Origin of the sequence: Pseudomonas sp. Pdm06 (assembly GCF_014851795.1) — a bacterium.
GTDB lineage: Bacteria > Pseudomonadota > Gammaproteobacteria > Pseudomonadales > Pseudomonadaceae > Aquipseudomonas > Aquipseudomonas fluorescens_AA.
The window spans coordinates 326,063-348,961 of record NZ_JACVAH010000005.1; the positions used below are offsets into that span (position 1 = coordinate 326,063).

Genomic DNA, 22,899 nt, shown 5'->3' on the forward strand with positions numbered 1-22,899 from the left:
CCTAAGTGAGTAAGCACCATGAGCCTTTCCCTTCGCGACCAGTTGCTCAAAGCAGGGCTGGTCAACCAAAAGCAGGCCAAGCAGGTCGGCAAAGAGAAACAGAAACAGCAGCGCCTGGCCCACAAAGGCCAGATCGAACTGGATGATTCCCAGCAGCGTGCCGCCCAGGAAGCCATGGCCGAAAAGGTCAAGCGCGACCAGGAACTCAACCGGCAGCAGCAGGAAAAGGTCGAGCAGAAGGCCCGGGCCGCGCAGATCAAGCAATTGATCGAAGTCTCGCGCCTGCCGAAGCTGACCACTGAGGATTATTACAACTTCGTCGACGACAAGAAGGTCAAGCGCATCTCGGTCAATACGCTGATGCGCAACAAGTTGAGCAGTGGCTCCCTGGCAATCGTCCACCACGCCGGCGGCTACGAAGTGATCCCGCGCGAGGCCGCCCTGAAGATCCAGGAACGCGACCCCAAGCGCATCGTCCAGCTCAACACCCAGACCGAAGAAGTGGATGCCGATGATCCGTACGCGGCGTATCAGATTCCTGATGATTTGATGTGGTAAGCAGGGCGCAATACTGCTGAGCCAAATGCAAAACTTAATGTGGGAGCGGGCTTGCTCGCGAAAGCAGTGGGTCAGTCGACATCATCGTTATCTGACACACCGCATTCGCGAGCAAGCCCGCTCCCACAAGGGTTTCTGTTGTTCAGGATTCTGCCATTTCACGCGAGCGCAGTCGTTCCTCACGCTCCAGCTCAGCCTTGTAGCTATGGGCGTCCGTTTCGGAGTGGAACATGCCCACCAGCAGATCCTGTTGATGCACATCCCAGATCCGGATACCGGCGGCAATGCCTTCGTGGGACATATGGGCGTCGTCGCGTTCAGTTACTTTCACAGTCATCTTGCAAGCTCCAATCTCTGTTATCTGCAGCAAGGCGTGTGCAGGACTTTGTTATAGATTTGGATAGCGTGCTAAGTAAATGCCCCGGTTCGTTAAGAAGTTTTCATGGAAATCGCAATAATCCTGCAGGCCAGGTGGTGCGCGGCATTCGGTCGCAGGTGTTATTCATGAAGAAGATTTCATGTTGCAGTGGTAGTCCTCCATGAACACTAACCCTGTGGGAGCGAGCTGGCTCGCGATGGCGGTCGATCAGCGACAAACATGGCGACTGACACACGGCTATCGCGAGCAAGCTCGCTCCCACAAAGCCCGCCAGGGGAATGCAGGCATTCATGAAAATTTGGGCAAAAAGAAGCCCCGCAGGTGCGGGGCTTCTTGATATCAGTGTGGATCAGCTGCCTTTCACAGCCTTGCCATTGACCGTGCCGTCCTGGAGCATGATGTTGTACTCCTTGCCGTCGGTCTCGACCTGTTGCAGGCGCACCAGCAGGTAATCCCAGTCCTTGGCGAACCAGAGCACGGTGATGCGCTTGCTTTGTGTCGGGTCGCGCACGCGCTCGACCTTGATCGCATCGATCTGTCCGGCCTTGGTGTCGACCTTCTCCGAGCCCAGGACACGGAAGTCATAGGTATCGACTTCGCCATCATCCACGACCTGATAGCTCATGCTTTTCTTGCCAGCCGCCACGTCATGCTGCAGGGCCAACTGGTAAGTGGATTTATCGACCATGCCACGGTTGAGCGGCAGCTTGACCGCGTCACCGCGATCGGTGCCGGTGACCATCTTGGTGTTCCAGTCGAAGTCCAGGTCGGCCTTCTTGGCCTTGCCCAGGCCACCACGTTCGAAATGGTAGGACTGTGGCAGCAGGGTGTCCTTGTCCAGGGTCAGGGTGCTTTCTTCGGTCAGGCTGGCGATCATCATCGAAGCCTTGAAGCTCAGCTTCCAGGTGCCGTTGGCCTCCTTGGTCAGGTTGCGCTCGGCGGTGCCGCTCATGGGCAGCTGTTTCCAGTCGGCGGTGTAGCTGGCGGAGAACGGTTGAAGTTCTGCGGCCTGTGCCAGGGGCAAGGCAAGCAGAGCGCAAGCGAAGAGCAGGGCGCGACGCATAAAATCTCCTAGTATCGAATCAAATGGCCGCTGGCGGCGAGCAACTGGCCGTCCAGTGAGGCACCGCGATCGTCGAGGGTCAGCCTTCCTTCGGCAAACCAACGTACGGCCATCGGGTAGATCTGGTGCTCGCGGGTGTGAACCCGCTGCGCCAGACTTTGCGGCGTGTCGTGCAACTCTACCGGTATTACTGCCTGTACGACCAGTGGTCCGCCATCGAGTTCCTCGGTGACAAAGTGCACGGAGCAGCCGTGCTCCGTGTCTCCGGCCTCCAGCGCGCGCTGGTGAGTGTGTAACCCTTTGTATTTGGGCAGCAGCGAGGGATGGATATTGAACAGGCGGCCCTGGTAGTGACGCACGAAGCCAGCGCTGAGGATGCGCATGAAGCCAGCGAGCACGACCAGTTGCGGATTGAAGGTGTCGATCTGTTCGATCAGCGCGGCGTCGAAGGCTTCGCGGCCCTCGTACGCCTTGTGATCCAGGACCCGGGTGTCGATGCCCGCGTCCCTGGCGCGTTGCAGGCCGTAGGCATCGGCGCGGTTGGAAATCACCGCACGGATACGGACCGGGCTGTCGCCGGTCCGCGTGCTGTCGATCAAGGCCTGCAAGTTACTGCCGGTGCCGGACAGCAGCACCACCACGTCACAGGTTGCGGACATCAGTGTGCCTTAAGGTTTTTCAGCTCGACCTGTGCGGCGCCTTCGGCCGCGGTGGCGATCTGGCCGATGACCCAAGGCTGTTCGCCGGCTTCACGCAGGACGTTCAGGGCGGTCTCGACGTGCTCCTGGGCCACGCAGATGACCATGCCCACGCCGCAGTTCAGCACGCGGTGCATTTCGGTTTCATCGACATTGCCTTTCTCTTGCAGCCAGTCGAACACCGCCGGGCGGGTCCAGCTCGCCACGTCGACCACGGCCTGGGCGCCTTTTGGCAGCACACGCGGGATGTTGTCCAGCAGGCCACCACCGGTGATGTGGGCCATGGCCTTGACGGCGCCGGTGTCCTTGATCAGCTTGAGCAGCGGCTTGACGTAGATGCGGGTCGGAGCCATCAGCAGGTCGGCCAGTGGCTTGCCGTCGAGCTGGGTGTTTTCAATGTCGGCACCCGAGACTTCGATGATCTTGCGGATCAGCGAGTAGCCGTTGGAGTGCGGGCCGGAAGATGGCAGGGCGAGCAGGGCATCGCCAGCGGCGACTTTCGAACCGTCGATGATCTCGGCTTTCTCCACGACGCCGACGCAGAAGCCGGCCAGGTCGTAGTCTTCGCCTTCGTACATGCCGGGCATTTCAGCGGTTTCGCCGCCGACCAGGGAGCAGCCGGACAGTTCGCAGCCGGCGCCGATGCCGGTCACGACCTGGGCGGCGGTGTCGACGTTCAGTTTGCCGGTGGCGTAGTAGTCAAGGAAGAACAGCGGCTCGGCACCGCACACCACCAGATCGTTCACGCACATGGCCACCAGGTCGATGCCGATGCTGTCGTGCTTGTTCAGGTTCAGGGCCAGGCGCAGCTTGGTGCCGACGCCGTCGGTGCCCGAGACCAGCACCGGTTGCTTGTAGCCGGCCGGGATCTCGCAGAGGGCGCCGAAACCGCCCAGGCCGCCCATGACTTCCGGACGCGCAGTGCGCTTGGCGACGCTCTTGATGCGTTCGACCAATGCTTCACCGGCGTCGATGTCTACACCGGCGTCCTTGTAGCTCAGGGAGGGTTGCTTGCTCATGATCCAGGCCTTTAGGGGGGATTTCTGGGTAACGACCGACGCCGGGGCCATTGAATAACCGTTGTACGAATTATTCCGGGAGCCCAGCCATTGCCGGTCTGCGAAGGCGCGCGATTTTATCAGGCTTGAGGGGCAGCGGCCATCCTCGCGCCGACGGGCAGGGACATATCCGCGGAAAAAAACCGATATTTCTTATATTGGTACTGCGCAACGCCTCTGTATAAGGTGTAGCGGTAACCGGTTATGGTGATGACCGTGCGAAACTTTCACTGGCGTGTGAATGTTTTGCCGGGTGCTGTGGTCTCAGCCATGCTCAATCTTCTTCACACGGCCTGTTCCAGCCGTTATGTCCGGGAATCTTCCATGCGTTTGTTCAAAATCTTGTCCGTGGGCTGCTTGTCGCTGATCAGCCTGGCGAGCCATGCCGAAACCGTCAATGGCCTCTATCAAGTGCTCGAACCGGTCACCAGCCAGACGCCGGAGGAGCGCAACCAGGCGACGTTGCGCGCCCTGGATACGCTGGTGCTGCGCCTGACCGGCGATGCCAAGGCGGCCCAGAATCCCGGATTGGCCGCCATCCGCCAGGACCCGCAACAGATCATTCTTCAATATGGCTACGACGCCGGCCCGCCGGAAAGCCTCAAGGTGGATTTCGACCCGGCGAGTACCGACCGGGCATTGCGCTCGGCAGGCTTGTCGCTCTGGAGCGCGAACCGGCCGTCAATCCTGGGCTGGTGGCTGAACGATTCGGCCGAGGGCTCCAGCCTGGTGGGCGATGGCCAAGCCAGCGCCACGCCGCTGCGGCGTGCCGCGCAGCATCGGGGTCTGGCTTTGCACCTGCCGCTGGCGGATCTGAGTGAGCAGATCGTCGCCACCGCGCCGAACCTGGAAGGCAGCGATCCGGCGCCTCTACGCGATGCGTCGGAGCGCTACGCGGCGGACGCCTTGCTGGCGGTCCATGCGAAGGAAGAAGGCGGCCAGTGGCATGGTACCTGGCGCCTGTGGCTGGGGGACCAGCGCGAGCAGGGTACTGCCCAGGGCGCCGATCCTGCGGCCTTGGCCGATGCGGTCATGCTCGCGGTGAGCCAGCGCCTGGCGCCGCGCTTCGTCGCCAAGCCGGGGGTGGCCACGGAACAATTGCTGGAAGTGCAGGGCATGAACCTGGAGCGCTACGCGGCCCTGGGGCGTTTGCTCGAACCGTTCGCTGGGCAGTTGCAGCGGGTCGAAGGGGACCGGATCGTCTATCGGGTCAACGGCAGTGCCGAACAATTGAAGGCGCAGCTGGCCCTGGCAAGACTGCAGGAGGTTCCAGCCGGTGAGGCCATCGCGCCGGTGCCGGTCGCGCCACCCGCCGCCGATGGCTCGGCCCCGGTTGCAGCACCTGCGCCAGCACCGGCCGCCAATTTGCGGTTCCGCTGGTAGGTTGTCTTTCTTTATATAGCTAGGAGTGGTTCATGGGCGATACGCGGCGTTGGTTCTGGTTGGGTGGGGTTGCCCTGCTGTTCGCGCTTATCTATTTGCTGCATCCGATCCTCACGCCGTTCCTGGTTGCGCTGCTGTTGGCCTATCTGTTCGATCCGGTGGTGGATCGCCTGGAAAAACTCGGCCTGTCGCGGACCTGGGGCGTGGTGGCGGTGTTTGCGCTGTTCACACTGATTGTGAGCGCCCTGTTACTGGTGCTGATACCGATGCTCGCCAAGCAACTGGTGCGCCTGTACGAATTGGCGCCGCAGATGCTCGATTGGTTGCAGCACAGCGCGGTGCCGTGGGTGCAGTCGAAATTGGGCTTGGCCGACGGTTTCTGGAAGTTCGACAAGGTCAAGGCCGCCATCAGCGAGCACATGGGCCAGACGACCGACATCGTTGGCATGGTGTTGAGCCAGGCCACGGCTTCGAGCCTGGCGTTGATCGGCTGGCTAGCGAACCTGGTGCTGATCCCGGTGGTGGCTTTCTATCTGCTGCGGGACTGGGACCTGATGATGGCCAAGATCCGCAGCCTGCTGCCGCGTCATCGCGAAGAACGCATCATGACCCTGACCGGCGAATGCCATGAAGTGTTGGGGGCGTTCGTGCGCGGGCAGTTGCTGGTGATGGTGGCCCTGGGTTTCATCTACGCGGCCGGCTTGATGCTGGTGGGGCTGGAGCTGGGGCTGTTGATCGGCTTGATCGCCGGGCTGGCGGCCATCGTGCCGTACATGGGCTTTGTGATTGGTATCGGTGCGGCGTTGATCGCCGGGTTGTTCCAGTTCGGCGGTGACTTGTACCCGATGGTCGGCATCGTGGCGGTGTTCATGGTCGGGCAAGCCCTGGAGGGCATGGTGCTGACGCCGCTGTTGGTGGGCGACCGTATTGGCCTGCATCCAGTGGCGGTGATCTTTGCGATCCTGGCCGGTGGCGAGTTGTTCGGTTTCACCGGGATCCTGCTGGCGCTGCCGGTGGCAGCGGTGATCATGGTGCTGGTGCGGCATATGCACGATCTGTACAAGGATTCGGACATTTATAGCGGCGCTGAAGACCCTGATCTGTAGGGCAAATCCGCGACGGAGCGTCAGGGAAACCGACGTTCCGTTCTCTTGCTGCTGCAAACCTTTGATTTTGCTCGTGGTCCGGCGCATTGTGCGGTCCGCGCCACGGGTATAAACTTTGCGCACTTTACACAGAGGCCACTAACGGTTCCTTGGGAACTGTTCAGTCAGCATGAAACCGATTCAGCTGCCCCTAGGTGTGCGTCTGCGTGATGACGCTACCTTTATCAACTACTACCCAGGCGCCAATGCCGCTGCACTCGGCTATGTCGAGCGACTCTGCGAAGCCGACGCCGGCTGGACCGAAAGCCTGATCTATCTGTGGGGCAAGGACGGGGTAGGGCGCACGCACCTGTTGCAGGCGGCTTGCCTGCGGTTCGAGCAGTTGGGCGAGCCGGCCGTGTATCTGCCGCTGGCTGAATTGCTGGATCGCGGCGTTGAAATCCTCGATAACCTTGAACAGTACGAACTGGTCTGCCTGGACGACCTCCAGGCCGTGGCCGGCAAGGCTGACTGGGAAGAAGCGCTGTTTCACCTGTTCAATCGGTTGCGCGACAGCGGTCGGCGCTTGTTGATCGCCGCCTCGACGTCGCCTCGGGAGCTGCCGGTGAAACTGGCGGATCTCAAATCCCGTCTCACCCTGGCGCTGATTTTCCAGATGCGCCCGTTGTCCGACGAGGACAAACTCCGTGCCTTGCAGCTACGCGCTTCCCGACGTGGCCTGCACCTGACCGACGAAGTCGGGCATTTCATCCTCACCCGTGGCACCCGCAGCATGAGCGCATTGTTCGAGCTGCTCGAGCGCCTCGACCAAGCCTCGCTCCAGGCCCAGCGCAAGCTGACTATTCCTTTTTTGAAAGAAACTTTGGGCTGGTAGAACCGTTGTGAGTAGTGGCTCATGGCCTGTTCTGGACGCGGCGAAACCCGCGGTCCTGCTGGGTTGCAGGCTGCGTGACGTTCAAAATGGGCTTAAGCGCTTAGATGTAAACGTAAAACCGAGAAGTCACATTTGCATCGATTGAATTTGCAAATGAGGTTGATAGAAGGCATAGTCTCGCCATCTTTACTACTTCAGCCACGGTCGTGCCCATGCTAAATCGCTTCGCACCCCTCGTGCCTCTCGCACTCGTTACCCTGTTGTTCGGTTGCGCTGCCCACTCTCCAGTGACCCAGCAAGCACCACAACCACAGGTCCAGAATTCCGTTACCGCCCAGTCTTCCTCCGTTGCGTTCCAGGAAGAAATGGCCTCCGACAAAGAACTCGCAGCCTTCGCCGGCAGCAAGCCCTACCAGCTTCCAGTACTGGCTGACAGCATCCTGGAACGTGGCATGTCGTTGATCGGTACCCGCTACCGTTTTGGCGGTACTTCCGAAGCCGGCTTCGATTGCAGCGGTTTCATCGGTTATCTGTTCCGCGAAGAGGCTGGCATGAACCTGCCGCGCTCCACTCGCGAAATGATCAACGTGAACGCCCCCCTGGTAGCGCGCAACCAGCTGGAGCCCGGTGACCTGCTGTTCTTCAGCACCAACGGTCGTCGCGGTCGCGTCAGCCATGCCGGTATCTACTTGGGCGACAACCAGTTCATCCATTCCAGCAGCCGCCGCAGCGGTGGCGTGCGGATCGACAGCCTGGGCGACAGCTACTGGAGCAAGACCTTCATCGAAGCCAAGCGCGCCCTCGCCATGGCACCGACTGTGGTCACTGCTCGCAAGTAAGCACACAGTTTGTAAGGCAAACTTAAAGTCTTACTTGAAGTTTGCCACATAGCCGCTAGAATCCTTGATCATTGATTGATGGCAATCCGCCTGCGTACTACGCAGGCGGATTTGTTTTCATGCCCACGGCAGAAAAGCCGCATCCAGATCAGGATTGTTCTGCATATGTCGACGTCGGCCCGCCTCGCGCTCATCTTCCTCGCCGCACTGCTCAGTGCGTGCGCCAGCCGAACCCCGCCGCCAGCGCCTGTTGTGCGGGCCCCGGTGGTCTTTGCTCCCTCGCAACCCTTTTCCCCGGCCGCCGAAGACGTCCTGTTCCGGGCGTTGGGCCTGGTGGGGACGCCGTACCGCTGGGGCGGCAACACGCCGGATTCGGGCTTCGATTGCAGTGGCTTGATCGGTTATGTGTACCGCGACGCTGCCGGTATTTCCCTGCCGCGCTCCACGCGCGAGATGATCGGCATGCGCGCCCCGGATGTCGGCAAGAACGCCTTGCAGACCGGCGATTTGATTTTCTTCGCCACCAACGGCGGCTCTCAGGTCAGCCATGCCGGGATCTATGTCGGCGAGGGGCGCTTCGTCCACGCGCCGGCCACAGGTGGCACGGTCAAGCTCGACAGTCTGTCCAAGGCTTATTGGCAAAAGGCTTACCTGGGCGCCAAGCGTGTGTTGCAGCCGGAGCACCTGGCGCGTAATCCCTGACCCTTAATTTGTGTGCCGCTGGCAAGCTTTTGTGGCGAGGGAGCTTGCTCCCGCTCGGTTGCGCAGCAACCGTCAGAGCCCAAGTGCAGCCCAGCGGGAGCAAGCTCACTCGCCACAGGGGACCTTCAAAAGTCTTGAGTGGTGTTATTGACCCGACACCCGCCAGATCTTGTTCCCCACATCATCGGCCACCAACAAACCACCCTGCTTGTCGATTACCACGCCCACCGGCCGGCCTTGGGCTTTTTCGTCGGCGTTCAGGAAGCCGGTCAGCACATCCACCGGTTGCCCCACGGGTTTGCCGCCGTTGAACGGTACGAAAATCACTTTATAGCCACTGTGGGGTTTACGGTTCCAGGAACCGTGCTGACCAACGAAAGCCCCTTCGGTAAACGGTGCAGGCAAGGCGCTGCCTTCGGCGAAGGTCAGGCCCAGTGAGGCGGTGTGGGGGCCGACAGCGTAGTCCGGGGCGATGGCCTTGGCCACCAGGGCCGGGTTCTGTGGTTCGACCCGGACATCGACGTGCTGCCCGTAGTAGCTGTAGGGCCAGCCATAGAACGCGCCGTCCTTGACCGAGGTGATGTAGTCCGGCACCAGGTCGCTGCCGATCTCATCCCGTTCGTTCACGGCCGTCCACAGGGCTCCGCTGCGGGGTTCCCAAGCCAGGCCGTTGGGGTTGCGCAGGCCTGAGGCGAAGATCCGGTGATTGCCGCTGGCCCGGTCCACTTCCCAGATGGCGGCGCGACCTTCTTCGGCCTCCATGCCATTTTCCGCGACGTTGCTGTTCGAACCGGTGGTGACGTACAGCTTGCTGCCGTCACGGCTGGCGATCACGTTCTTGGTCCAGTGATGGTTGAGGGTGCCGCCCGGCAGGTCGACGACCTTGGTCGGCTGCGCCTTGATCTGCGTGTCACCGTCCTTGTACGGGAAGCGGATCAGTCGGTCGGTGTCGGCCACGTACAGATCATTGCCCACCAGGGTCATGCCGAACGGTGAATTGAGGTTTTCCAGGAAGACCGTACGGGTTTCGGCGATGCCATCGTGATTGGCGTCGCGTAATAGCGTGATGCGGTTGGGGCTGGGCACCCCGGCGCCAGCACGGCCCATGACCTTTTTCATCACCCAGCCACGGATGCCCTTGCTGTCGTCTGGCTTGGGCGGGGCATTGGTTTCGGCCACCAGCACATCGCCATTGGGCAACACGTAAAGCCAGCGCGGATGATCCAGTCCTTCGGCGAACGCACCCACTTGCAGGCCCTGGGCCGGGGTTGGCTTGGCGCCTTGCGGCCAGCCGATGGCTTCGGCGATGTTGACGGTGGGGACCAGGGTCTTGTTCGGTTCCGGCAGTTTCGGCGCAGGACCGGTGCCATCGGACACTTGCAGGGTGGAAGACTCGCCACAAGCGACAAGCCCGGCGGCGAGGGCGACGATCAGAAGATGGGGTGGCTTGAGCATGCTGGCTTCCCTATGAATGCATGTGGTTATTCATAGAGAAGCGTAGACGCACGGATGGTTCAAACTGCGCGCAAAACCTTGTGGGAGCGAGCTTGCTCGCGATGGCTACATGACAGTCAACATAGATGTTGCCAGGTGCACCGCTATCGCGAGCAAGCTCGCTCCCACAGTAATGAGTCAGCCATGGGCCTGTTTGAACAGCACGGCAATGCCTGGATGGTATTGGCCGGCCTCGTTGCGCAACTTGCGATAGGCGTATGGGAAGTACCAGGCCACCGCGCAAGTGTTTTCCTTTTGCAGGTCGTCGATCATGTCCTGCAGTTCTTCGGGCGTGGCGCTTTGCTGGGCTTTTTGCGGCGAGACGAACAGGCAGCCCAGCTTCAGGTCGCTGGCGTAGCTGATGCGCTTGGCATCGCTGGTGGCTTCCGACAGCGGTTGGGTCAGGTTCAGGTTGTTGACCTTGGGCCAGCGTTGGGTGGCCTGGATGAAGGCCCGCTCATCGGTGCTGGCGATGAACAGGTCGGCGCTGACGTTGCGTTCGCCTTCTTCATTCTGCTTGCGGGTCGGCGCGTTCTGTAGCGTGACCATCTCGGCCATCCAGGCGGCGGCCGACAGCAAGCTGAGATTGGCTCGTTCATCGAACCAGTAGGGGGTGTCGTTATCGCCGCGCACCGCGTTGTAGCGGTCGATACAATCAAACCAGCGTTCCAGCACCGGGCGCAGGAATTCCAGTTTTGGATTGCTGATGAGCATGCCTTGCATATTTTGCCCTCTTGTTCTTGTGATATCGGGTCGTAATGTCTCTTTGATATCACTTGCCGCAGCATCACACAAGATTGGCGTCATTTTATTGATCGGTGCCAATGAGCACCCCCGACAGGCGGCTTTAATTGACGCTCCACCCCCAACCCTCTAACCTTCGCCGCTTGTTTCAGGTGCTCTGTGACTTGAGTTCGACAGAGTGAAACAGGGAAGCCGGTGAGTGCACACGAACCCGGCGCTGCCCCCGCAACGGTAAATGAGTCAACGCTGTGCCTAAGCCACTGTGTCGCATGACATGGGAAGGCGCGCAGCCCGGCGCCACGCCGCTCATGAGCCCGGAGACCGGCCTGATTCATCCAACGGCATCACGGTGGGCGATGCCAGGCTTGCTGCCGTCTTTTTTTGTGCCCCGCCCGCCGTTATCCAATCCCAACGGAGAGCTCCCCATGACCGACACCCCTGATCGCGACGAACGCCACCTGGCGCGCATGCAGCGCAAGAAAGCCGTGATCGACGAGCGCATCGCCAACTCGCCGAACGAATGCGGCTTGCTGCTGGTGCTGACCGGCAACGGCAAGGGCAAGAGCAGCTCGGCGTTCGGCATGCTGGCACGGTCCATGGGCCATGGCATGCAATGCGGTGTGGTGCAGTTCATCAAGGGACGCAATAGCACCGGTGAAGAGCTGTTTTTTCGCCGCTTCCCGGAGCAGGTGCGTTTTCATGTCATGGGTGAAGGCTTCACCTGGGAAACCCAGGACCGCCAGCGCGACATCGCCGCCGCCGAAGCCGCCTGGGCCGTATCCCGTCAGTTGCTCAGCGATCCGTCCATCGGCCTGGTGGTGCTCGACGAATTGAATATCGCCCTCAAGCACGGCTACCTCGACCTCGATCAGGTGCTCAGCGATCTGCAGGCGCGTCCGCCGATGCAGCATGTGGTGGTGACCGGTCGCGGCGCCAAGCCGGAGATGATCGAGCTGGCCGACACCGTGACTGAAATGGGCATGATCAAGCACGCGTTCCAGGCGGGTATCAAGGCGCAGAAAGGCGTCGAACTGTGAATGACCCTTGCCTGACAAGCCGCCACTGTCCGGCGGTGTTGATCGCAGCGCCGGCCTCGGGACAAGGCAAGACCACGGTCACTGCGGCGTTGGCCCGGTTGCATCGCAACCAGGGACGCAAAGTGCGCGTCTTCAAGTGCGGCCCGGACTTCCTCGATCCGATGATCCTGGAGCGGGCCAGCGGCGCGCCGGTCTATCAATTGGACATGTGGATGGTCGGCGAGCAGGAAAGTCGCCGGCTGTTGTGGGAAGCCGCCGCCGAAGCGGACCTGATCCTGATCGAAGGGGTGATGGGGCTGTTCGACGGCAACCCGTCCAGCGCCGATCTGGCGCGGCATTTTGGCGTACCGGTGCTGGCGGTGATCGACGGTACGGCCATGGCCCAGACCTTCGGTGCCTTGGCCCTGGGCCTGGCCCGTTATCAACCGGACCTGCCATTCGCCGGGGTCTTGGCCAACCGGGTCGGCACCTTGCGTCACGCGCAATTGCTCGAAGGCAGCCTGACCGAAGGCCTGCGCTGGTACGGCGCGCTGTCCCGGGAAACCGGCATCGAATTGCCCAGCCGTCATCTCGGGTTGGTCCAGGCCAGTGAATTGAACGATCTCGACCTGCGCCTCGACGCGGCGGCCGATGCTTTGGCCAGTAGTTGCGAAGTGGCGCTGCCGCCGGCGGTGGAGTTCGCCGCACCGCAGGTGATCGCCGTTGAGCCGTGGCTCGCCGGGGTGCGCATCGCCGTGGCCCGTGACGAAGCGTTCGCCTTCACCTATGGCGCAAGCCTTGATCTGCTACGGGCCATGGGTGCGCAGTTGAGCTTTTTTTCACCGATCCATGACACCGAACTGCCTGAGGCGGACAGTCTTTATCTGCCTGGCGGTTATCCGGAGCTGCACCACCTTGCGCTGGCTCGAAATAAGCCGATGCTGGCCGCGATCCGTGCCCACCACGCCGCCGATAAACCGTTACTCGCCGAATGCGGCGGCATGTTGTATCTGCTCGATTCATTGACCGATGTCGACGGCGTGCGCGCCGAACTGCTGGGTTTGCTGGCCGGCGATGCGCAGATGCAAAAGCGCCTGGCGGCCTTGGCATTGCAGTCGGTGGATTTGCCGGAAGGCAACCTGCGTGGGCACACCTATCATCATTCCCTGACCAGCACCGAGGTTGAACCGATTGCCCGTGGCCATAGCCCCAATGGCGGACGCGGTGCGGAGGCGGTTTTCCGGCAAGGGCGGATGACGGCTTCCTATGTGCACTTTTATTTTCCGTCGAATCCCAGGGCGATTGCCGCGCTGTTTGTGCCAGACCTTGAGGCCGCCTTCGCGAGCAAGCTCGCTCCCACATTTGATCACCTGAACCCTGTGGGAGCGAGCTTGCTCGCGAAAAGGCCATGACCGACAACGCTTTCTCCCAGACCGAACGCGACGCCATCTACCGCGCCATCGCCGAGCGCCGCGACATGCGCCATTTCAGCGGCGGCACGGTCGAACCGGCCCTGCTGCGCCGTCTGCTGGAAGCCGCGCACCAGGCCCCGAGCGTCGGCCTGATGCAACCGTGGCGATTCATCCGCATCAGCGACCGCGCCTTGCGTGGGAACATCCAGCAGTTGGTGGAAGAAGAACGTATCCGCACCGCCGAAGCCCTCGGCGAGCGCAGCGATGAGTTCATGAAGCTCAAGGTCGAAGGCATCGACGACTGTGCCGAAGTGCTGGTGGCGGCGTTGATGGAGGATCGCGAGCGGCACATCTTCGGTCGTCGGACCTTGCCGGAAATGGACCTGGCCTCGCTGTCCTGCGCCATCCAGAACCTGTGGCTGGCCTCCCGCGCCGAAGGGCTGGGGATGGGCTGGGTGTCATTGTTCGAACCTCAGGCCCTGGCCGACCTGCTGGGCCTGCCCGCCGGGGCCAAGCCGCTGGCGATCCTTTGCCTGGGCCCGGTCGAAGGGTTTTACCCAGCGCCGATGCTCGCCCTGGAAGGTTGGGCGCAACCGCGTCCGCTCAATGAACTGCTGTATGAAAACCGTTGGGGAGTGAGCCCATGAGCGTGGCGTTGCTCAGTGCCGCTGCGGTGGCGCTGGATGCGCTGTTGGGCGAGCCTCGGCGCTGGCATCCGTTGGTGGCGTTCGGCGGCTTTGCCGATCGCATCGAACAACGTTTCAACTCAGGCGGACGTGGCTGGCGCAGCCACGGGGTGACGGCCTGGGTGATCGCCGTGGTGCCGTTGACCTTGCTCGCCACGGCCCTGTCCTGGGCGCCGATGGTGGGCTGGTTGGTGGATATCCTCGCGTTGTACTGTGCCCTCGGCCTGCGCAGCCTCGGCGAGCATGTCGAACCGGTGGCGCGGGCACTGCGCAGCGGTGATCTGGAGCAGGCGCGCCAGCGCGTCGGCTACCTGGTCAGTCGCCAGACGGCTGAACTGGATGAAACCGCCGTGGCCCGCGCCGCCACCGAGTCGGTGCTGGAAAACGGCAGCGACGCGGTGTTCGCCGCGTTGTTCTGGTTCGCCGTGGCCGGCGCGCCCGGGGTGGTGCTGTACCGCCTGAGCAATACCCTCGACGCCATGTGGGGCTATCGCAACGAACGCTTCGAGCGCTTCGGCTGGGCAGCGGCCAAGATCGACGATGTGCTCAACTACATTCCGGCGCGCCTGGTGGCGTTGACCTACGCGCTGCTCGGCCAGACCCGCCTGGCGCTCAAGTGCTGGCGCACCCAGGGCCCGACCTGGGACAGCCCCAACGCCGGGCCGGTGATGGCCGCCGGGGCCGGAGCGCTCGGTGTCGAGCTGGGCGGGGCGGCGGTTTACCACGGCGAACTGCACCAACGTCCGCCCTTGGGCGAAGGCGTACCGGCGAGTGCCGATTCCATTGATCGCGGCTGGCAATTGGTCCAGCGCGGGGTATGGTTGTGGTTGCTGATTCTCTGCCTGGGAGCTGAGTTCTATGCTTGAGCACGGCGGACGCTTGCGCAACGCGGCCCGGCAATACGGCATTGCCGAGGCCGATTGGCTCGACTTGTCCAGCGGCCTCGCGCCTTGGCCGTTCGACGTCCCGGCGATTCCCCTGCGGGCTTGGGCGCGCCTGCCGGAAACCGATGACGGCTTGGAGCAGGCCGCCTGCGATTACTACGGTGCGTTGGATGTGCTGCCGGTGGCCGGTTCGCAGATGGCCATCCAGCTGTTGCCGCGCCTGCGTCGCAGCGGCAAGGTCGGCGTCTTGTCGCCGTGTTACGCCGAGCACGCCGAAGCCTGGCGCCGCAGCGGCTATATCGTGCGCGAAGTGCTGGAAGCGGAAGTGGATTTCTTCCTCGATAGCCTCGATGTGCTGGTGGTGGTCAATCCGAACAACCCCACGGGCCTGAGCCTGGCGCCCGAGCGTTTGCTGGATTGGCATGCCCGCCTGGCCCAGCGCGGTGGCTGGTTGGTGGTGGATGAAGCGTTCATGGACGTCACACCGGCGCTGAGCCTGGCGGCGTACACCCATCTGGTCGGGCTGATCGTCCTCCGTTCGTTCGGCAAGTTCTTTGGCCTGGCTGGGGTTCGCCTGGGCTTTGTATTGGCCGAACGCCGCTTGCTCAAGTTGCTTGCCGAACAAGTCGGGCCGTGGGCGGTCAGCGGGCCGACCCGGGTGCTGGGCCAGGCGTGCCTGCTGGACAGCGCTGCCCACGCAGCCCAGCGCCAACGCTGCGAAGCCACCAGCCAACGCCTGGCGCTGTTGCTCGAACGCCACGGCTTCAAGCCGCAGGGCGGCTGCGGATTGTTCCAATGGCTGGTCACCGAACACGCCCTGGGGCTTCACGATTTCATGGCCCATCGCGGCATTCTCCTGCGCCTGTTCGTGAACACCAGCAGCCTGCGTTTCGGGCTGCCGGCCGACGACAGCGAATTCCTGCGCCTCGAACAAGCCTTTGAAGCCTACGCCAAGGACACCCCATGACCACAGTGATGGTGCAGGGCACCACCTCCGATGCCGGCAAAAGTACCCTGGTCACGGCCTTGTGCCGCTGGGTCAGGCGCCAGGGCGTGGGCGTGGTGCCGTTCAAGCCGCAGAACATGGCCCTCAACAGCGCCGTGACGGCCGACGGCGGCGAAATCGGTCGGGCCCAGGCGGTGCAAGCCCAGGCGGCGGGGCTCGAACCGCACACCGACATGAACCCGGTGCTGCTCAAGCCCAACAGCGATACCGGCGCCCAGGTGATCATCCATGGTCGCGCCGTCACCACCATGAACGCCGTGGCTTATCACGACTACAAAGCCATCGCGATGCAAGCGGTGCTGGCCTCCCACGCGCGCTTGAGCGCGGCCTATCCGGTGGTGATGGTGGAAGGCGCCGGCTCGCCGGCGGAGATCAACCTGCGTGCCGGTGACATCGCCAACATGGGCTTTGCCGAGGCGGTGGACTGCCCGGTGCTGCTGATCGCCGATATCAATCGCGGCGGGGTGTTCGCCCATCTGGTCGGCACGCTGGAGTTGCTTTCCCCCAGCGAGCAGGCGCGGGTAAAGGGCTTCATCATCAACCGTTTTCGTGGCGACATCGCCTTGCTGCAACCGGGCCTGGATTGGCTGGAGGCGCGCACCGGCAAACCGGTGATCGGCGTGTTGCCGTACGTCATGGATCTGCACCTGGAAGCCGAGGATGGCCTCGATCAGCGCCAGATCGACAAGGCCGAGCAGGTGCTGAAAGTGGTGGTGCCGGTCTTGCCGCGCATCAGCAACCACACCGATTTCGATCCGTTGCGCCTGCATCCACAGGTCGACCTGCAATTCGTCGGCCCCGGCCAGCCCATCCCGCCGGCCGACCTGATCATCCTGCCCGGTTCGAAAAGCGTGCGCAGCGACCTGACCTACCTGCGGGCCAACGGTTGGGAGACGGCGATCCATCGGCACCTGCGCTACGGCGGAAAAGTGCTGGGCATCTGCGGCGGTTTGCAGATGCTTGGCCAGCAGGTCCACGACCCGCTGGGGCTGGAAGGCGCGTCGGGTTCCAGTGCCGGTCTGGGCCTGCTGGATTTCGAAACGACCCTGGAACATGAGAAGCAACTGCGCAATGTCCGTGGGCGACTGGCCTTGGAAGCGGCCGAGATCAGCGGCTACGAGATCCACGCGGGCGTGACCACCGGCCCGGCCTTGGAAAATGCTGCGGTGCATCTGGAAGATGGTCGTTGCGACGGTGCCCAGAGCCTCGACGGACAGGTGTTCGGTACCTATCTGCACGGGCTGTTCGAGTCGTCCCAGGCCAGCAGCGCGTTGTTGCGTTGGGCTGGGTTGGCGGATGTGCAAACGGTGGATTACCACGGCTTGCGTGAGCGGGACATCGAGCGGTTGGCGGATCTGGTGGAGCGGCATCTGGATACTGGATTGTTGCGTGAGCTTTGTGGGATTTAGGGTGGCTGGGCTGGCCTCATCGCGAGCAAGCTCGCTCCCACATTGGATCGCTGATGAGCACAGAATTTATGTACACCCCAGATCAACTGTGGGAGCGAGCTTGCTCGCGAAAGCGCCTGTCGCCACACCGCCAATAAAAGGTAATGCACCATGCTGCAACTGATCCTCGGCGGCGCCCGCTCCGGCAAGAGTCGCCTGGCTGAAAAACTCGCGGCGGACACCCGCTTGCCAGTGACCTACATCGCCACCAGCCAACCCCTGGACGGTGAGATGAACCAGCGCATCGCCCAGCACCGTGCCCGACGGCCGGCCGAATGGGCGCTGGTGGAGGAGCCCTTGGCCCTGGCCCGGGTGCTGCGGGAAAACGCCGCCCCCGGGCAATGTCTGCTGGTGGATTGCCTGACCCTGTGGCTGACCAACCTGTTGATGCTCGAGGCTCCCGAGCAACTGAACGCCGAGCGCGAAGCGCTGCTGGACAGCCTGGCCGCGCTGCCCGGGGAGATCATTTTTGTCAGCAACGAGACCGGCATGGGTGTCGTGCCGCTGGGCGAGCTGACCCGCCGTTACGTCGATGAAGCCGGTTGGCTGCATCAAGCCTTGGCCGAACGTTGTCAGCGTGTCGTGCTGACCGTCGCTGGCCTGCCCCTGACTCTCAAAGGTACTGCGTTATGAATCATCGCTGGTGGCTGGAACCGTGCAAGCCCGTCGATACCCAAGCGCTGGAACTGGCCGCGGCCCGTCAGCAACAACTGACCAAACCGACGGGCTCCCTGGGGCGGCTGGAATCGGTGGCGGTGCAACTGGCGGGTCTGCAAGGGCAGCTCAAACCGAGCCTGGACCGATTGTGGATTGCGATTTTCGCCGGCGACCATGGCGTGGTCGCAGAAGGCGTATCGGCCTATCCCCAAGAGGTCACCGGGCAAATGCTGCTCAACTTCGTCAGCGGCGGCGCGGCCATCAGCGTCCTGGCGCGGCAACTGGGCGCTTCCCTGGAAGTGGTCGACCTGGGCACCGTCACGCCTGCGCTGGACCTGCCCGGTGTGCGGCACCTGAACCTCGGGCCGGGCACGGCGAATTTCGCCGAGGGCCCGGCAATGACCGTGAAACAGGGCGAGCAAGCCTTGCACGCCGGGCGCGACAGTGTGCTGCGTGCCGTCGCGGTCGGGACGCAATTGTTCATCGGCGGCGAGATGGGCATCGGCAACACCACCGCCGCCAGTGCCCTGGCCTGCGCCTTGCTCGACTGCCCGGTGGCGCATCTGGTCGGGCCGGGCACGGGGTTGGACGCCGCGGGTGTCAGCCGCAAGGCCCAGGTGATCGAACGGGCCCTGGCGTTGCACGCTGCCCAGGGTAACGACCCGTTGCAGACCCTGTTCAACCTCGGCGGTTTTGAAATCGCCGCGTTGGTTGGTGCATACCTGGCCTGTGCCCAGCAGGGCGTCGCCGTGCTGGTGGACGGATTCATCTGTAGCGTCGCGGCCCTGGTGGCGGTGCGCCTCAATCCCACGTGCCGGCCATGGTTGCTGTTCGGCCATCGCGGCGCCGAACCGGGCCATCGCCACGTGCTGGAAACCCTCGGTGCCGAACCGCTGCTGGACCTCGGCCTGCGCTTGGGCGAGGGCAGTGGCGCGGCGTTGGCGGTGCCGCTGTTGCGCCTGGCGTGTGACCTGCACGGGCAGATGGCGACGTTTGCCGAAGCGGCCGTGGCGGACCGCCCGGCATGACCTTGCGCCTGGACCTGCTGCGTCACGGCGAAACCGAATTGGGCGGCGGCTTGCGCGGCAGCCTCGACGATGCCTTGACGACCAGGGGCTGGGAGCAGATGCACACCGCCGTCGCTCAAGGCGGACCCTGGGATCGCCTGGTCAGCTCACCCTTGCAGCGCTGCGCCCGTTTCGCCGAGCAACTCGGCGCCCGGCTCAACGTGCCGGTGCACTTGGACAAAGACCTGCAAGAGCTGCATTTTGGCGCCTGGGAAGGTCGCAGCGCAGCGGCGTTGATGGACACTGACGCCGAGGCACTGGGCCAGTTCTGGGCCGATCCCTATGCCTTCACGCCCCCCGAAGGCGAGCCGGTGCAGGCGTTTGCCAACCGCGTCCTGGCGGCGGTCGAGCGTCTGCACGCGGCCTATGCCGGTCAGCGGGTCTTGCTGGTCAGCCATGGCGGCGTCATGCGCCTGCTGCTGGCCCAGGCCCGCGGCCTGCCTCGCGAGCAACTGCTCAATGTCGAAGTCGGTCATGGCGCGCTGTTTTCCCTGACAGTGTCGGCAGGTTCAGTGCTCGAAGAGGCGAATTGACGATGTTGCCCTTCTGGATCGCCCTGCAATTTCTCAGCAGCCTGCCGGTTCGCCTACCCGGCATGCCCGAGCCCGCACAGCTGGGGCGTTCGTTGTTGTTCTATCCGCTGGTAGGGCTGGTGTTCGGCGGGCTGTTATGGACGTTGGATGGGTTATTACTCGGCACGCCGTTGCTGCTGCATGCCGCGCTGGTGCTGATGGCGTGGGTGCTGCTTAGCGGCGGGTTGCACCTGGATGGCCTGGCTGACAGCGCCGATGCGTGGCTCGGCGGTTTCGGCGATCGCGAACGGACGTTGCTGATCATGAAGGATCCGCGTAGCGGGCCGATTGCCGTCGTGACGTTGGTGGTGGTGCTGCTGCTCAAATGGACAGCGCTGGTGGCGTTGATCGAACAGGAGCAGGCCTTGGCGTTGCTCATCGTACCGATGCTGGGGCGTGGCGCATTGCTGGGGTTGTTCCTGACGACGCCATATGTGCGTGCCGGTGGGTTGGGGCAGGCGCTCGCCGATCATCTGCCGCGCCGCTCGGGCTGGCAGGTATTGTCGGCCTGTGCGCTGGGTTGCCTGCTGCTGTTGGGCTGGGCCGGGCTGTGGACGTTGGTGGTGGCTACACTGGTCTTCATCGGATTGCGACGGATGATGCTGCGCAGGCTGCAAGGCTGCACCGGGGATACGGCGGGCGCCTTGCTGGAACTGCTGGAAACCGCCGTTCTGGTCGCGCTGGCGTTGCGTTGAATCCGGATCTTGTCGACGGCGCAGTGTTCATTTAAATTTGCATTCACTTAGTCGCGGGTATATACACGCATCATGCTTCCTTCCCAATGTCTGTGCATCAACCTGCGTCGTGCCGCACGTGGCGTCAGCAGGTATTACGACGGCGCCCTCGACGGCTTCGGGATCAACGTTGCCCAGTATTCTTTGCTGAGCAACCTGGCGCGCCTGGACCAACCGAGTATTTCCTCCCTGGCCGAGGCCATGGGCCTGGACCGCAGTACCCTGGGGCGCAACCTGCGGGTGCTGGAAGGCGAGGGACTGGTGGCGCTGGCCGAGGGCGACGATCTGCGTAACCGTATCGTCGTGCTCACTGAAACGGGGCAGGCCCGGCTGGCGGCAGCGCTGCCGGCCTGGGAAGCGGCGCAACAGAAACTGATCGATAAGCTGGGCGCCGAAAAACGTGCGACCTTGCTGGCCTTGCTGGATGAACTAGCGTGAAGCCGGTTCGTTCGATGATAAGTGGGTATATACCCGCGACTGGAGAACAAAAATGACATCGATGTGGCGTACCTGTGGTTGGGTCCTGGTGGGCAGCGCGCTGATCCTGGCGCTGTCCCTGGGCGTGCGGCATGGCTTCGGCCTGTTCCTCGCGCCCATGAGTGCCGAGTTCGGCTGGGGTCGTGAGGTATTCGCCTTCGCCATTGCCTTGCAGAACCTGATCTGGGGCCTGGCGCAGCCTTTCACCGGCGCGCTGGCCGACCGCTTCGGTGCGGCGAAAGTGGTGCTGATCGGTGGCGTGCTCTACGCACTCGGCCTGGTGTTCATGGGCATGGCCGACTCGCCATGGTCCTTGTCGTTGAGCGCGGGTCTTTTGATTGGCATCGGTCTGTCGGGCACGTCGTTCTCGGTGATTCTGGGTGTGGTCGGACGGGCCGTGCCACCGGAAAAACGCAGCATGGGCATGGGCATCGCCAGTGCCGCCGGCTCCTTCGGCCAGTTCGCCATGCTGCCCGGGACGCTGGGGCTGATCGGCTGGCTCGGTTGGTCGGCGGCGTTGTTGGCGCTGGGGCTGCTGGTGGCGCTGATCGTGCCGCTGGTGGGCATGCTCAAGGACGCACCGTTGCCGGTAGCCGGCCACGAACAAACCCTGGTCGAAGCCTTGCGCGAGGCGTGCAGCCATTCCGGGTTCTGGCTGCTGGCGGTTGGCTTTTTTGTCTGCGGTTTCCAGGTGGTGTTCATTGGCGTGCATTTGCCGGCGTACCTGGTGGACCAACACCTGCCCGCCAGCGTTGGCACCACCGTGCTGGCCCTGGTCGGGTTGTTCAATATCTTCGGCACCTACACCGCTGGCTGGCTGGGCGGGCGCATGTCCAAGCCACGCCTGTTGACCGGGTTGTACCTGTTGCGGGCGGTGGTGATTGGCTTGTTCCTGTGGCTGCCGGTGACCACCACCACGGCGTACCTGTTTGGCATGGCAATGGGCGTGCTGTGGTTGTCGACCGTGCCGTTGACCAACGGCACGGTAGCGACCCTGTTTGGTGTACGAAATCTTTCGATGTTGGGTGGGATCGTGTTCCTGTTCCACCAGTTGGGCTCGTTCCTCGGTGGTTGGTTGGGCGGGGTGGTGTATGACCGCACCGGCAGCTATGACTTGATCTGGCAGGTATCGATCCTGCTCAGCCTGCTGGCGGCGGCGTTGAACTGGCCGGTGCGTGAACGGCCGGTGGCGCGCCTGCAAGTCCAGGTCGGTGCGGCATGAGTCGCATCGGCCCGTGGTTGATCGCTGCTGGCGCCGGCCTGTTGCTGGCGCTCGCCTGGTGGGGCTGGCACCAGGGCGGGTTGGCCTTGATGCAACTGGGCATGGGGACGTGTTGAACAATGGACGGCAGCGGGCATGGCGGAGTAACGTCGTGGTCTGACATGCTTTAAGGAAATACCGACATGTTGATGCGCTGGTTTGCTGTTCCCGCCCTGTTGCTGGCTGTGACCGGGCAAGTCTGGGCCGCCGGTTGCCCGCCGTTGCTGGAGGGTTCGTTGCCCAAGCTGCGGGCCAAGGAAACCATTGATTTGTGCCAGCGTTTTGCTGGCAAGCCTCTGGTGGTGGTGAACACCGCCAGCTTCTGTGGGTTCGCCCCGCAATTCAAGGGCCTCGAGGCGCTCAACCAGCACTACAAGGACCAAGGGTTGCAAGTGTTGGGCGTACCGTCCAATGACTTCAAGCAGGAGTCCAAGGACGGGGCCGAAACCGCCAAGGTCTGCTACGTCAATTACGGTGTGACCTTCACCATGACCGAACCGCAGCCGGTGCGTGGTGCGGATGCGATACCGCTGTTCAAGCACTTGGCCGAACAGTCCGGTGCGCCGAAATGGAATTTCTACAAGTACGTGGTGGACCGCCAGGGCAAGGTCGTTGGCAGTTTTTCCAGCCGGATCAAGCCTGACGATCCCGATTTCATCAAGGCGGTCGAGGCGGCCATCGCCTCCAAGCCCTGACGCCTGCCACGAAAAAGCCCCGCCTCTTTGCAGAGTGCGGGGCTTTTTTTCGCTTCAGCTGGCGAGGGGTTCAGGTTCGCCGTGAA

25 protein-coding genes and 1 riboswitch are annotated in these 22,899 nt (G+C 62.9%); of the genes, 19 read left to right on the plus strand and 6 right to left on the minus strand.

The genetic code is table 11. From position 1 onward, the window contains the following. Positions 1–18 precede the first annotated feature (18 nt). On the plus strand, positions 19–558 hold the full coding sequence (locus IB266_RS11475) for a DUF2058 domain-containing protein (protein WP_053124301.1): 540 nt from the start codon (positions 19–21) through the stop codon (positions 556–558). A gap of 142 nt (positions 559–700) precedes the next feature. On the opposite strand, the gene IB266_RS11480 is transcribed toward IB266_RS11475, so the two are convergent. The 4 genes from IB266_RS11480 to purM all read right to left on the minus strand — a co-directional run bounded on the left by IB266_RS11480 (position 701) and on the right by purM (position 3,717). Next, positions 701–895 carry a hypothetical protein gene (locus tag IB266_RS11480; RefSeq protein WP_025215049.1) on the minus strand — a complete coding sequence of 65 codons (195 nt, stop codon included), beginning with the start codon at positions 893–895 and terminating at the stop codon, positions 701–703. Positions 896–1,286: 391 nt separating this feature from the next. Then, positions 1,287–2,000, minus strand: coding sequence for a DUF3108 domain-containing protein (locus IB266_RS11485; RefSeq protein WP_060741064.1), 714 nt, complete (start codon positions 1,998–2,000; stop codon positions 1,287–1,289). Positions 2,001–2,008: 8 nt separating this feature from the next. Next, positions 2,009–2,659 carry a phosphoribosylglycinamide formyltransferase gene (gene purN / locus IB266_RS11490; RefSeq protein WP_192261240.1) on the minus strand — a complete coding sequence of 217 codons (651 nt, stop codon included), beginning with the start codon at positions 2,657–2,659 and terminating at the stop codon, positions 2,009–2,011. Continuing rightward, positions 2,659–3,717, minus strand: a complete 1,059-nt coding sequence (purM, locus tag IB266_RS11495) for a phosphoribosylformylglycinamidine cyclo-ligase (protein ID WP_003204658.1) — start codon at positions 3,715–3,717, stop codon at positions 2,659–2,661. Before purM ends, purN begins: the two co-directional genes overlap by 1 nt. Before the next feature lie 363 nt (positions 3,718–4,080). Here purM and IB266_RS11500 point away from each other — a divergent pair, with 363 nt between their 5' ends. The 5 genes from IB266_RS11500 (at position 4,081) to IB266_RS11520 (ending at position 8,660) form a co-directional block, all read left to right on the plus strand. Further along, positions 4,081–5,139 (plus strand): DUF2066 domain-containing protein, encoded by a 1,059-nt coding sequence (locus tag IB266_RS11500; RefSeq protein ID WP_192261241.1) that lies wholly within the window; start codon positions 4,081–4,083, stop codon positions 5,137–5,139. Between the two features lie 32 nt (positions 5,140–5,171). Next, on the plus strand, positions 5,172–6,245 hold the full coding sequence (locus IB266_RS11505) for an AI-2E family transporter (protein WP_192261242.1): 1,074 nt from the start codon (positions 5,172–5,174) through the stop codon (positions 6,243–6,245). Between the two features lie 169 nt (positions 6,246–6,414). Then, a complete protein-coding gene (hda, locus tag IB266_RS11510; RefSeq protein WP_003178999.1) occupies positions 6,415–7,119 on the plus strand; it encodes a DnaA regulatory inactivator Hda in 705 nt (234 codons plus the stop codon). Between the two features lie 212 nt (positions 7,120–7,331). Continuing rightward, positions 7,332–7,958: a C40 family peptidase gene (locus tag IB266_RS11515; protein ID WP_192261243.1), complete on the plus strand. Its 627-nt coding sequence runs from the start codon at positions 7,332–7,334 to the stop codon at positions 7,956–7,958. A gap of 165 nt (positions 7,959–8,123) precedes the next feature. Beyond that, positions 8,124–8,660, plus strand: a complete 537-nt coding sequence (locus IB266_RS11520) for a C40 family peptidase (RefSeq protein WP_192261244.1) — start codon at positions 8,124–8,126, stop codon at positions 8,658–8,660. Between the two features lie 144 nt (positions 8,661–8,804). Here the strand turns inward: IB266_RS11520 and IB266_RS11525 are convergent, their stop codons facing one another. Then, a complete protein-coding gene (locus IB266_RS11525; RefSeq protein WP_192261245.1) occupies positions 8,805–10,115 on the minus strand; it encodes a PQQ-dependent sugar dehydrogenase in 1,311 nt (436 codons plus the stop codon). A gap of 177 nt (positions 10,116–10,292) precedes the next feature. Next, on the minus strand, positions 10,293–10,877 hold the full coding sequence (locus tag IB266_RS11530; RefSeq protein ID WP_092170032.1) for a hypothetical protein: 585 nt from the start codon (positions 10,875–10,877) through the stop codon (positions 10,293–10,295). A gap of 154 nt (positions 10,878–11,031) precedes the next feature. Beyond that, positions 11,032–11,243: riboswitch (cobalamin riboswitch) on the plus strand. 80 nt (positions 11,244–11,323) lie between these two features. Between IB266_RS11530 and cobO the strand changes: the two genes are divergently transcribed. From cobO to IB266_RS11595, 13 genes are all read left to right on the plus strand, one after another. Beyond that, positions 11,324–11,935, plus strand: coding sequence for a cob(I)yrinic acid a,c-diamide adenosyltransferase (gene cobO / locus IB266_RS11535; RefSeq protein ID WP_060741073.1), 612 nt, complete (start codon positions 11,324–11,326; stop codon positions 11,933–11,935). Further along, complete coding sequence (locus IB266_RS11540; protein WP_192261246.1) at positions 11,932–13,326, plus strand: cobyrinate a,c-diamide synthase; 1,395 nt, start codon at positions 11,932–11,934, stop codon at positions 13,324–13,326. Before cobO ends, IB266_RS11540 begins: the two co-directional genes overlap by 4 nt. Next, positions 13,323–13,973: a 5,6-dimethylbenzimidazole synthase gene (gene bluB / locus IB266_RS11545; protein ID WP_192261247.1), complete on the plus strand. Its 651-nt coding sequence runs from the start codon at positions 13,323–13,325 to the stop codon at positions 13,971–13,973. The genes IB266_RS11540 and bluB overlap by 4 nt, the downstream gene beginning before the upstream one ends. Further along, positions 13,970–14,878: an adenosylcobinamide-phosphate synthase CbiB gene (gene cbiB / locus IB266_RS11550; RefSeq protein ID WP_192261248.1), complete on the plus strand. Its 909-nt coding sequence runs from the start codon at positions 13,970–13,972 to the stop codon at positions 14,876–14,878. The genes bluB and cbiB overlap by 4 nt, the downstream gene beginning before the upstream one ends. Further along, entirely contained in the window at positions 14,871–15,863 is a 993-nt protein-coding gene (gene cobD / locus IB266_RS11555; RefSeq protein WP_192261249.1) for a threonine-phosphate decarboxylase CobD, read from the plus strand. Before cbiB ends, cobD begins: the two co-directional genes overlap by 8 nt. Beyond that, positions 15,860–17,311 carry a cobyric acid synthase gene (locus tag IB266_RS11560; protein WP_192261250.1) on the plus strand — a complete coding sequence of 484 codons (1,452 nt, stop codon included), beginning with the start codon at positions 15,860–15,862 and terminating at the stop codon, positions 17,309–17,311. Before cobD ends, IB266_RS11560 begins: the two co-directional genes overlap by 4 nt. 150 nt (positions 17,312–17,461) lie before the next feature. Next, positions 17,462–17,983, plus strand: coding sequence for a bifunctional adenosylcobinamide kinase/adenosylcobinamide-phosphate guanylyltransferase (gene cobU / locus IB266_RS11565; protein WP_060741079.1), 522 nt, complete (start codon positions 17,462–17,464; stop codon positions 17,981–17,983). Then, positions 17,980–19,035, plus strand: coding sequence for a nicotinate-nucleotide--dimethylbenzimidazole phosphoribosyltransferase (gene cobT, locus IB266_RS11570; protein ID WP_192261251.1), 1,056 nt, complete (start codon positions 17,980–17,982; stop codon positions 19,033–19,035). The genes cobU and cobT overlap by 4 nt, the downstream gene beginning before the upstream one ends. Continuing rightward, positions 19,032–19,607 (plus strand): alpha-ribazole phosphatase family protein, encoded by a 576-nt coding sequence (gene cobC, locus IB266_RS11575; RefSeq protein WP_192261252.1) that lies wholly within the window; start codon positions 19,032–19,034, stop codon positions 19,605–19,607. The genes cobT and cobC overlap by 4 nt, the downstream gene beginning before the upstream one ends. A gap of 2 nt (positions 19,608–19,609) precedes the next feature. Continuing rightward, positions 19,610–20,341 (plus strand): adenosylcobinamide-GDP ribazoletransferase, encoded by a 732-nt coding sequence (locus IB266_RS11580; protein ID WP_192261253.1) that lies wholly within the window; start codon positions 19,610–19,612, stop codon positions 20,339–20,341. Between the two features lie 72 nt (positions 20,342–20,413). Continuing rightward, a complete protein-coding gene (locus IB266_RS11585) occupies positions 20,414–20,818 on the plus strand; it encodes a MarR family winged helix-turn-helix transcriptional regulator (protein ID WP_003204618.1) in 405 nt (134 codons plus the stop codon). A 52-nt stretch (positions 20,819–20,870) separates the two neighbouring features. After that, complete coding sequence (locus IB266_RS11590) at positions 20,871–22,079, plus strand: MFS transporter (RefSeq protein WP_192261254.1); 1,209 nt, start codon at positions 20,871–20,873, stop codon at positions 22,077–22,079. A gap of 182 nt (positions 22,080–22,261) precedes the next feature. After that, positions 22,262–22,813 (plus strand): glutathione peroxidase, encoded by a 552-nt coding sequence (locus IB266_RS11595; protein ID WP_095963593.1) that lies wholly within the window; start codon positions 22,262–22,264, stop codon positions 22,811–22,813. Positions 22,814–22,899: the final 86 nt, after the last annotated feature.

Coding starts and splice junctions, on each gene's coding strand:
- IB266_RS11475 (WP_053124301.1), top strand. CDS start 19: ATGAGCCTTTCCCTTCGCGACCAGTTGCTCAAAGCAGGGCTGGTCAAC.
- IB266_RS11480 (WP_025215049.1), bottom strand. CDS start 895: ATGACTGTGAAAGTAACTGAACGCGACGACGCCCATATGTCCCACGAA.
- IB266_RS11485 (WP_060741064.1), bottom strand. CDS start 2,000: ATGCGTCGCGCCCTGCTCTTCGCTTGCGCTCTGCTTGCCTTGCCCCTG.
- purN (WP_192261240.1), bottom strand. CDS start 2,659: ATGTCCGCAACCTGTGACGTGGTGGTGCTGCTGTCCGGCACCGGCAGT.
- purM (WP_003204658.1), bottom strand. CDS start 3,717: ATGAGCAAGCAACCCTCCCTGAGCTACAAGGACGCCGGTGTAGACATC.
- IB266_RS11500 (WP_192261241.1), top strand. CDS start 4,081: ATGCGTTTGTTCAAAATCTTGTCCGTGGGCTGCTTGTCGCTGATCAGC.
- IB266_RS11505 (WP_192261242.1), top strand. CDS start 5,172: ATGGGCGATACGCGGCGTTGGTTCTGGTTGGGTGGGGTTGCCCTGCTG.
- hda (WP_003178999.1), top strand. CDS start 6,415: ATGAAACCGATTCAGCTGCCCCTAGGTGTGCGTCTGCGTGATGACGCT.
- IB266_RS11515 (WP_192261243.1), top strand. CDS start 7,332: ATGCTAAATCGCTTCGCACCCCTCGTGCCTCTCGCACTCGTTACCCTG.
- IB266_RS11520 (WP_192261244.1), top strand. CDS start 8,124: ATGTCGACGTCGGCCCGCCTCGCGCTCATCTTCCTCGCCGCACTGCTC.
- IB266_RS11525 (WP_192261245.1), bottom strand. CDS start 10,115: ATGCTCAAGCCACCCCATCTTCTGATCGTCGCCCTCGCCGCCGGGCTT.
- IB266_RS11530 (WP_092170032.1), bottom strand. CDS start 10,877: ATGCAAGGCATGCTCATCAGCAATCCAAAACTGGAATTCCTGCGCCCG.
- cobO (WP_060741073.1), top strand. CDS start 11,324: ATGACCGACACCCCTGATCGCGACGAACGCCACCTGGCGCGCATGCAG.
- bluB (WP_192261247.1), top strand. CDS start 13,323: ATGACCGACAACGCTTTCTCCCAGACCGAACGCGACGCCATCTACCGC.
- cbiB (WP_192261248.1), top strand. CDS start 13,970: ATGAGCGTGGCGTTGCTCAGTGCCGCTGCGGTGGCGCTGGATGCGCTG.
- cobD (WP_192261249.1), top strand. CDS start 14,871: ATGCTTGAGCACGGCGGACGCTTGCGCAACGCGGCCCGGCAATACGGC.
- IB266_RS11560 (WP_192261250.1), top strand. CDS start 15,860: ATGACCACAGTGATGGTGCAGGGCACCACCTCCGATGCCGGCAAAAGT.
- cobU (WP_060741079.1), top strand. CDS start 17,462: ATGCTGCAACTGATCCTCGGCGGCGCCCGCTCCGGCAAGAGTCGCCTG.
- cobT (WP_192261251.1), top strand. CDS start 17,980: ATGAATCATCGCTGGTGGCTGGAACCGTGCAAGCCCGTCGATACCCAA.
- cobC (WP_192261252.1), top strand. CDS start 19,032: ATGACCTTGCGCCTGGACCTGCTGCGTCACGGCGAAACCGAATTGGGC.
- IB266_RS11580 (WP_192261253.1), top strand. CDS start 19,610: ATGTTGCCCTTCTGGATCGCCCTGCAATTTCTCAGCAGCCTGCCGGTT.
- IB266_RS11585 (WP_003204618.1), top strand. CDS start 20,414: ATGCTTCCTTCCCAATGTCTGTGCATCAACCTGCGTCGTGCCGCACGT.
- IB266_RS11590 (WP_192261254.1), top strand. CDS start 20,871: ATGACATCGATGTGGCGTACCTGTGGTTGGGTCCTGGTGGGCAGCGCG.
- IB266_RS11595 (WP_095963593.1), top strand. CDS start 22,262: ATGTTGATGCGCTGGTTTGCTGTTCCCGCCCTGTTGCTGGCTGTGACC.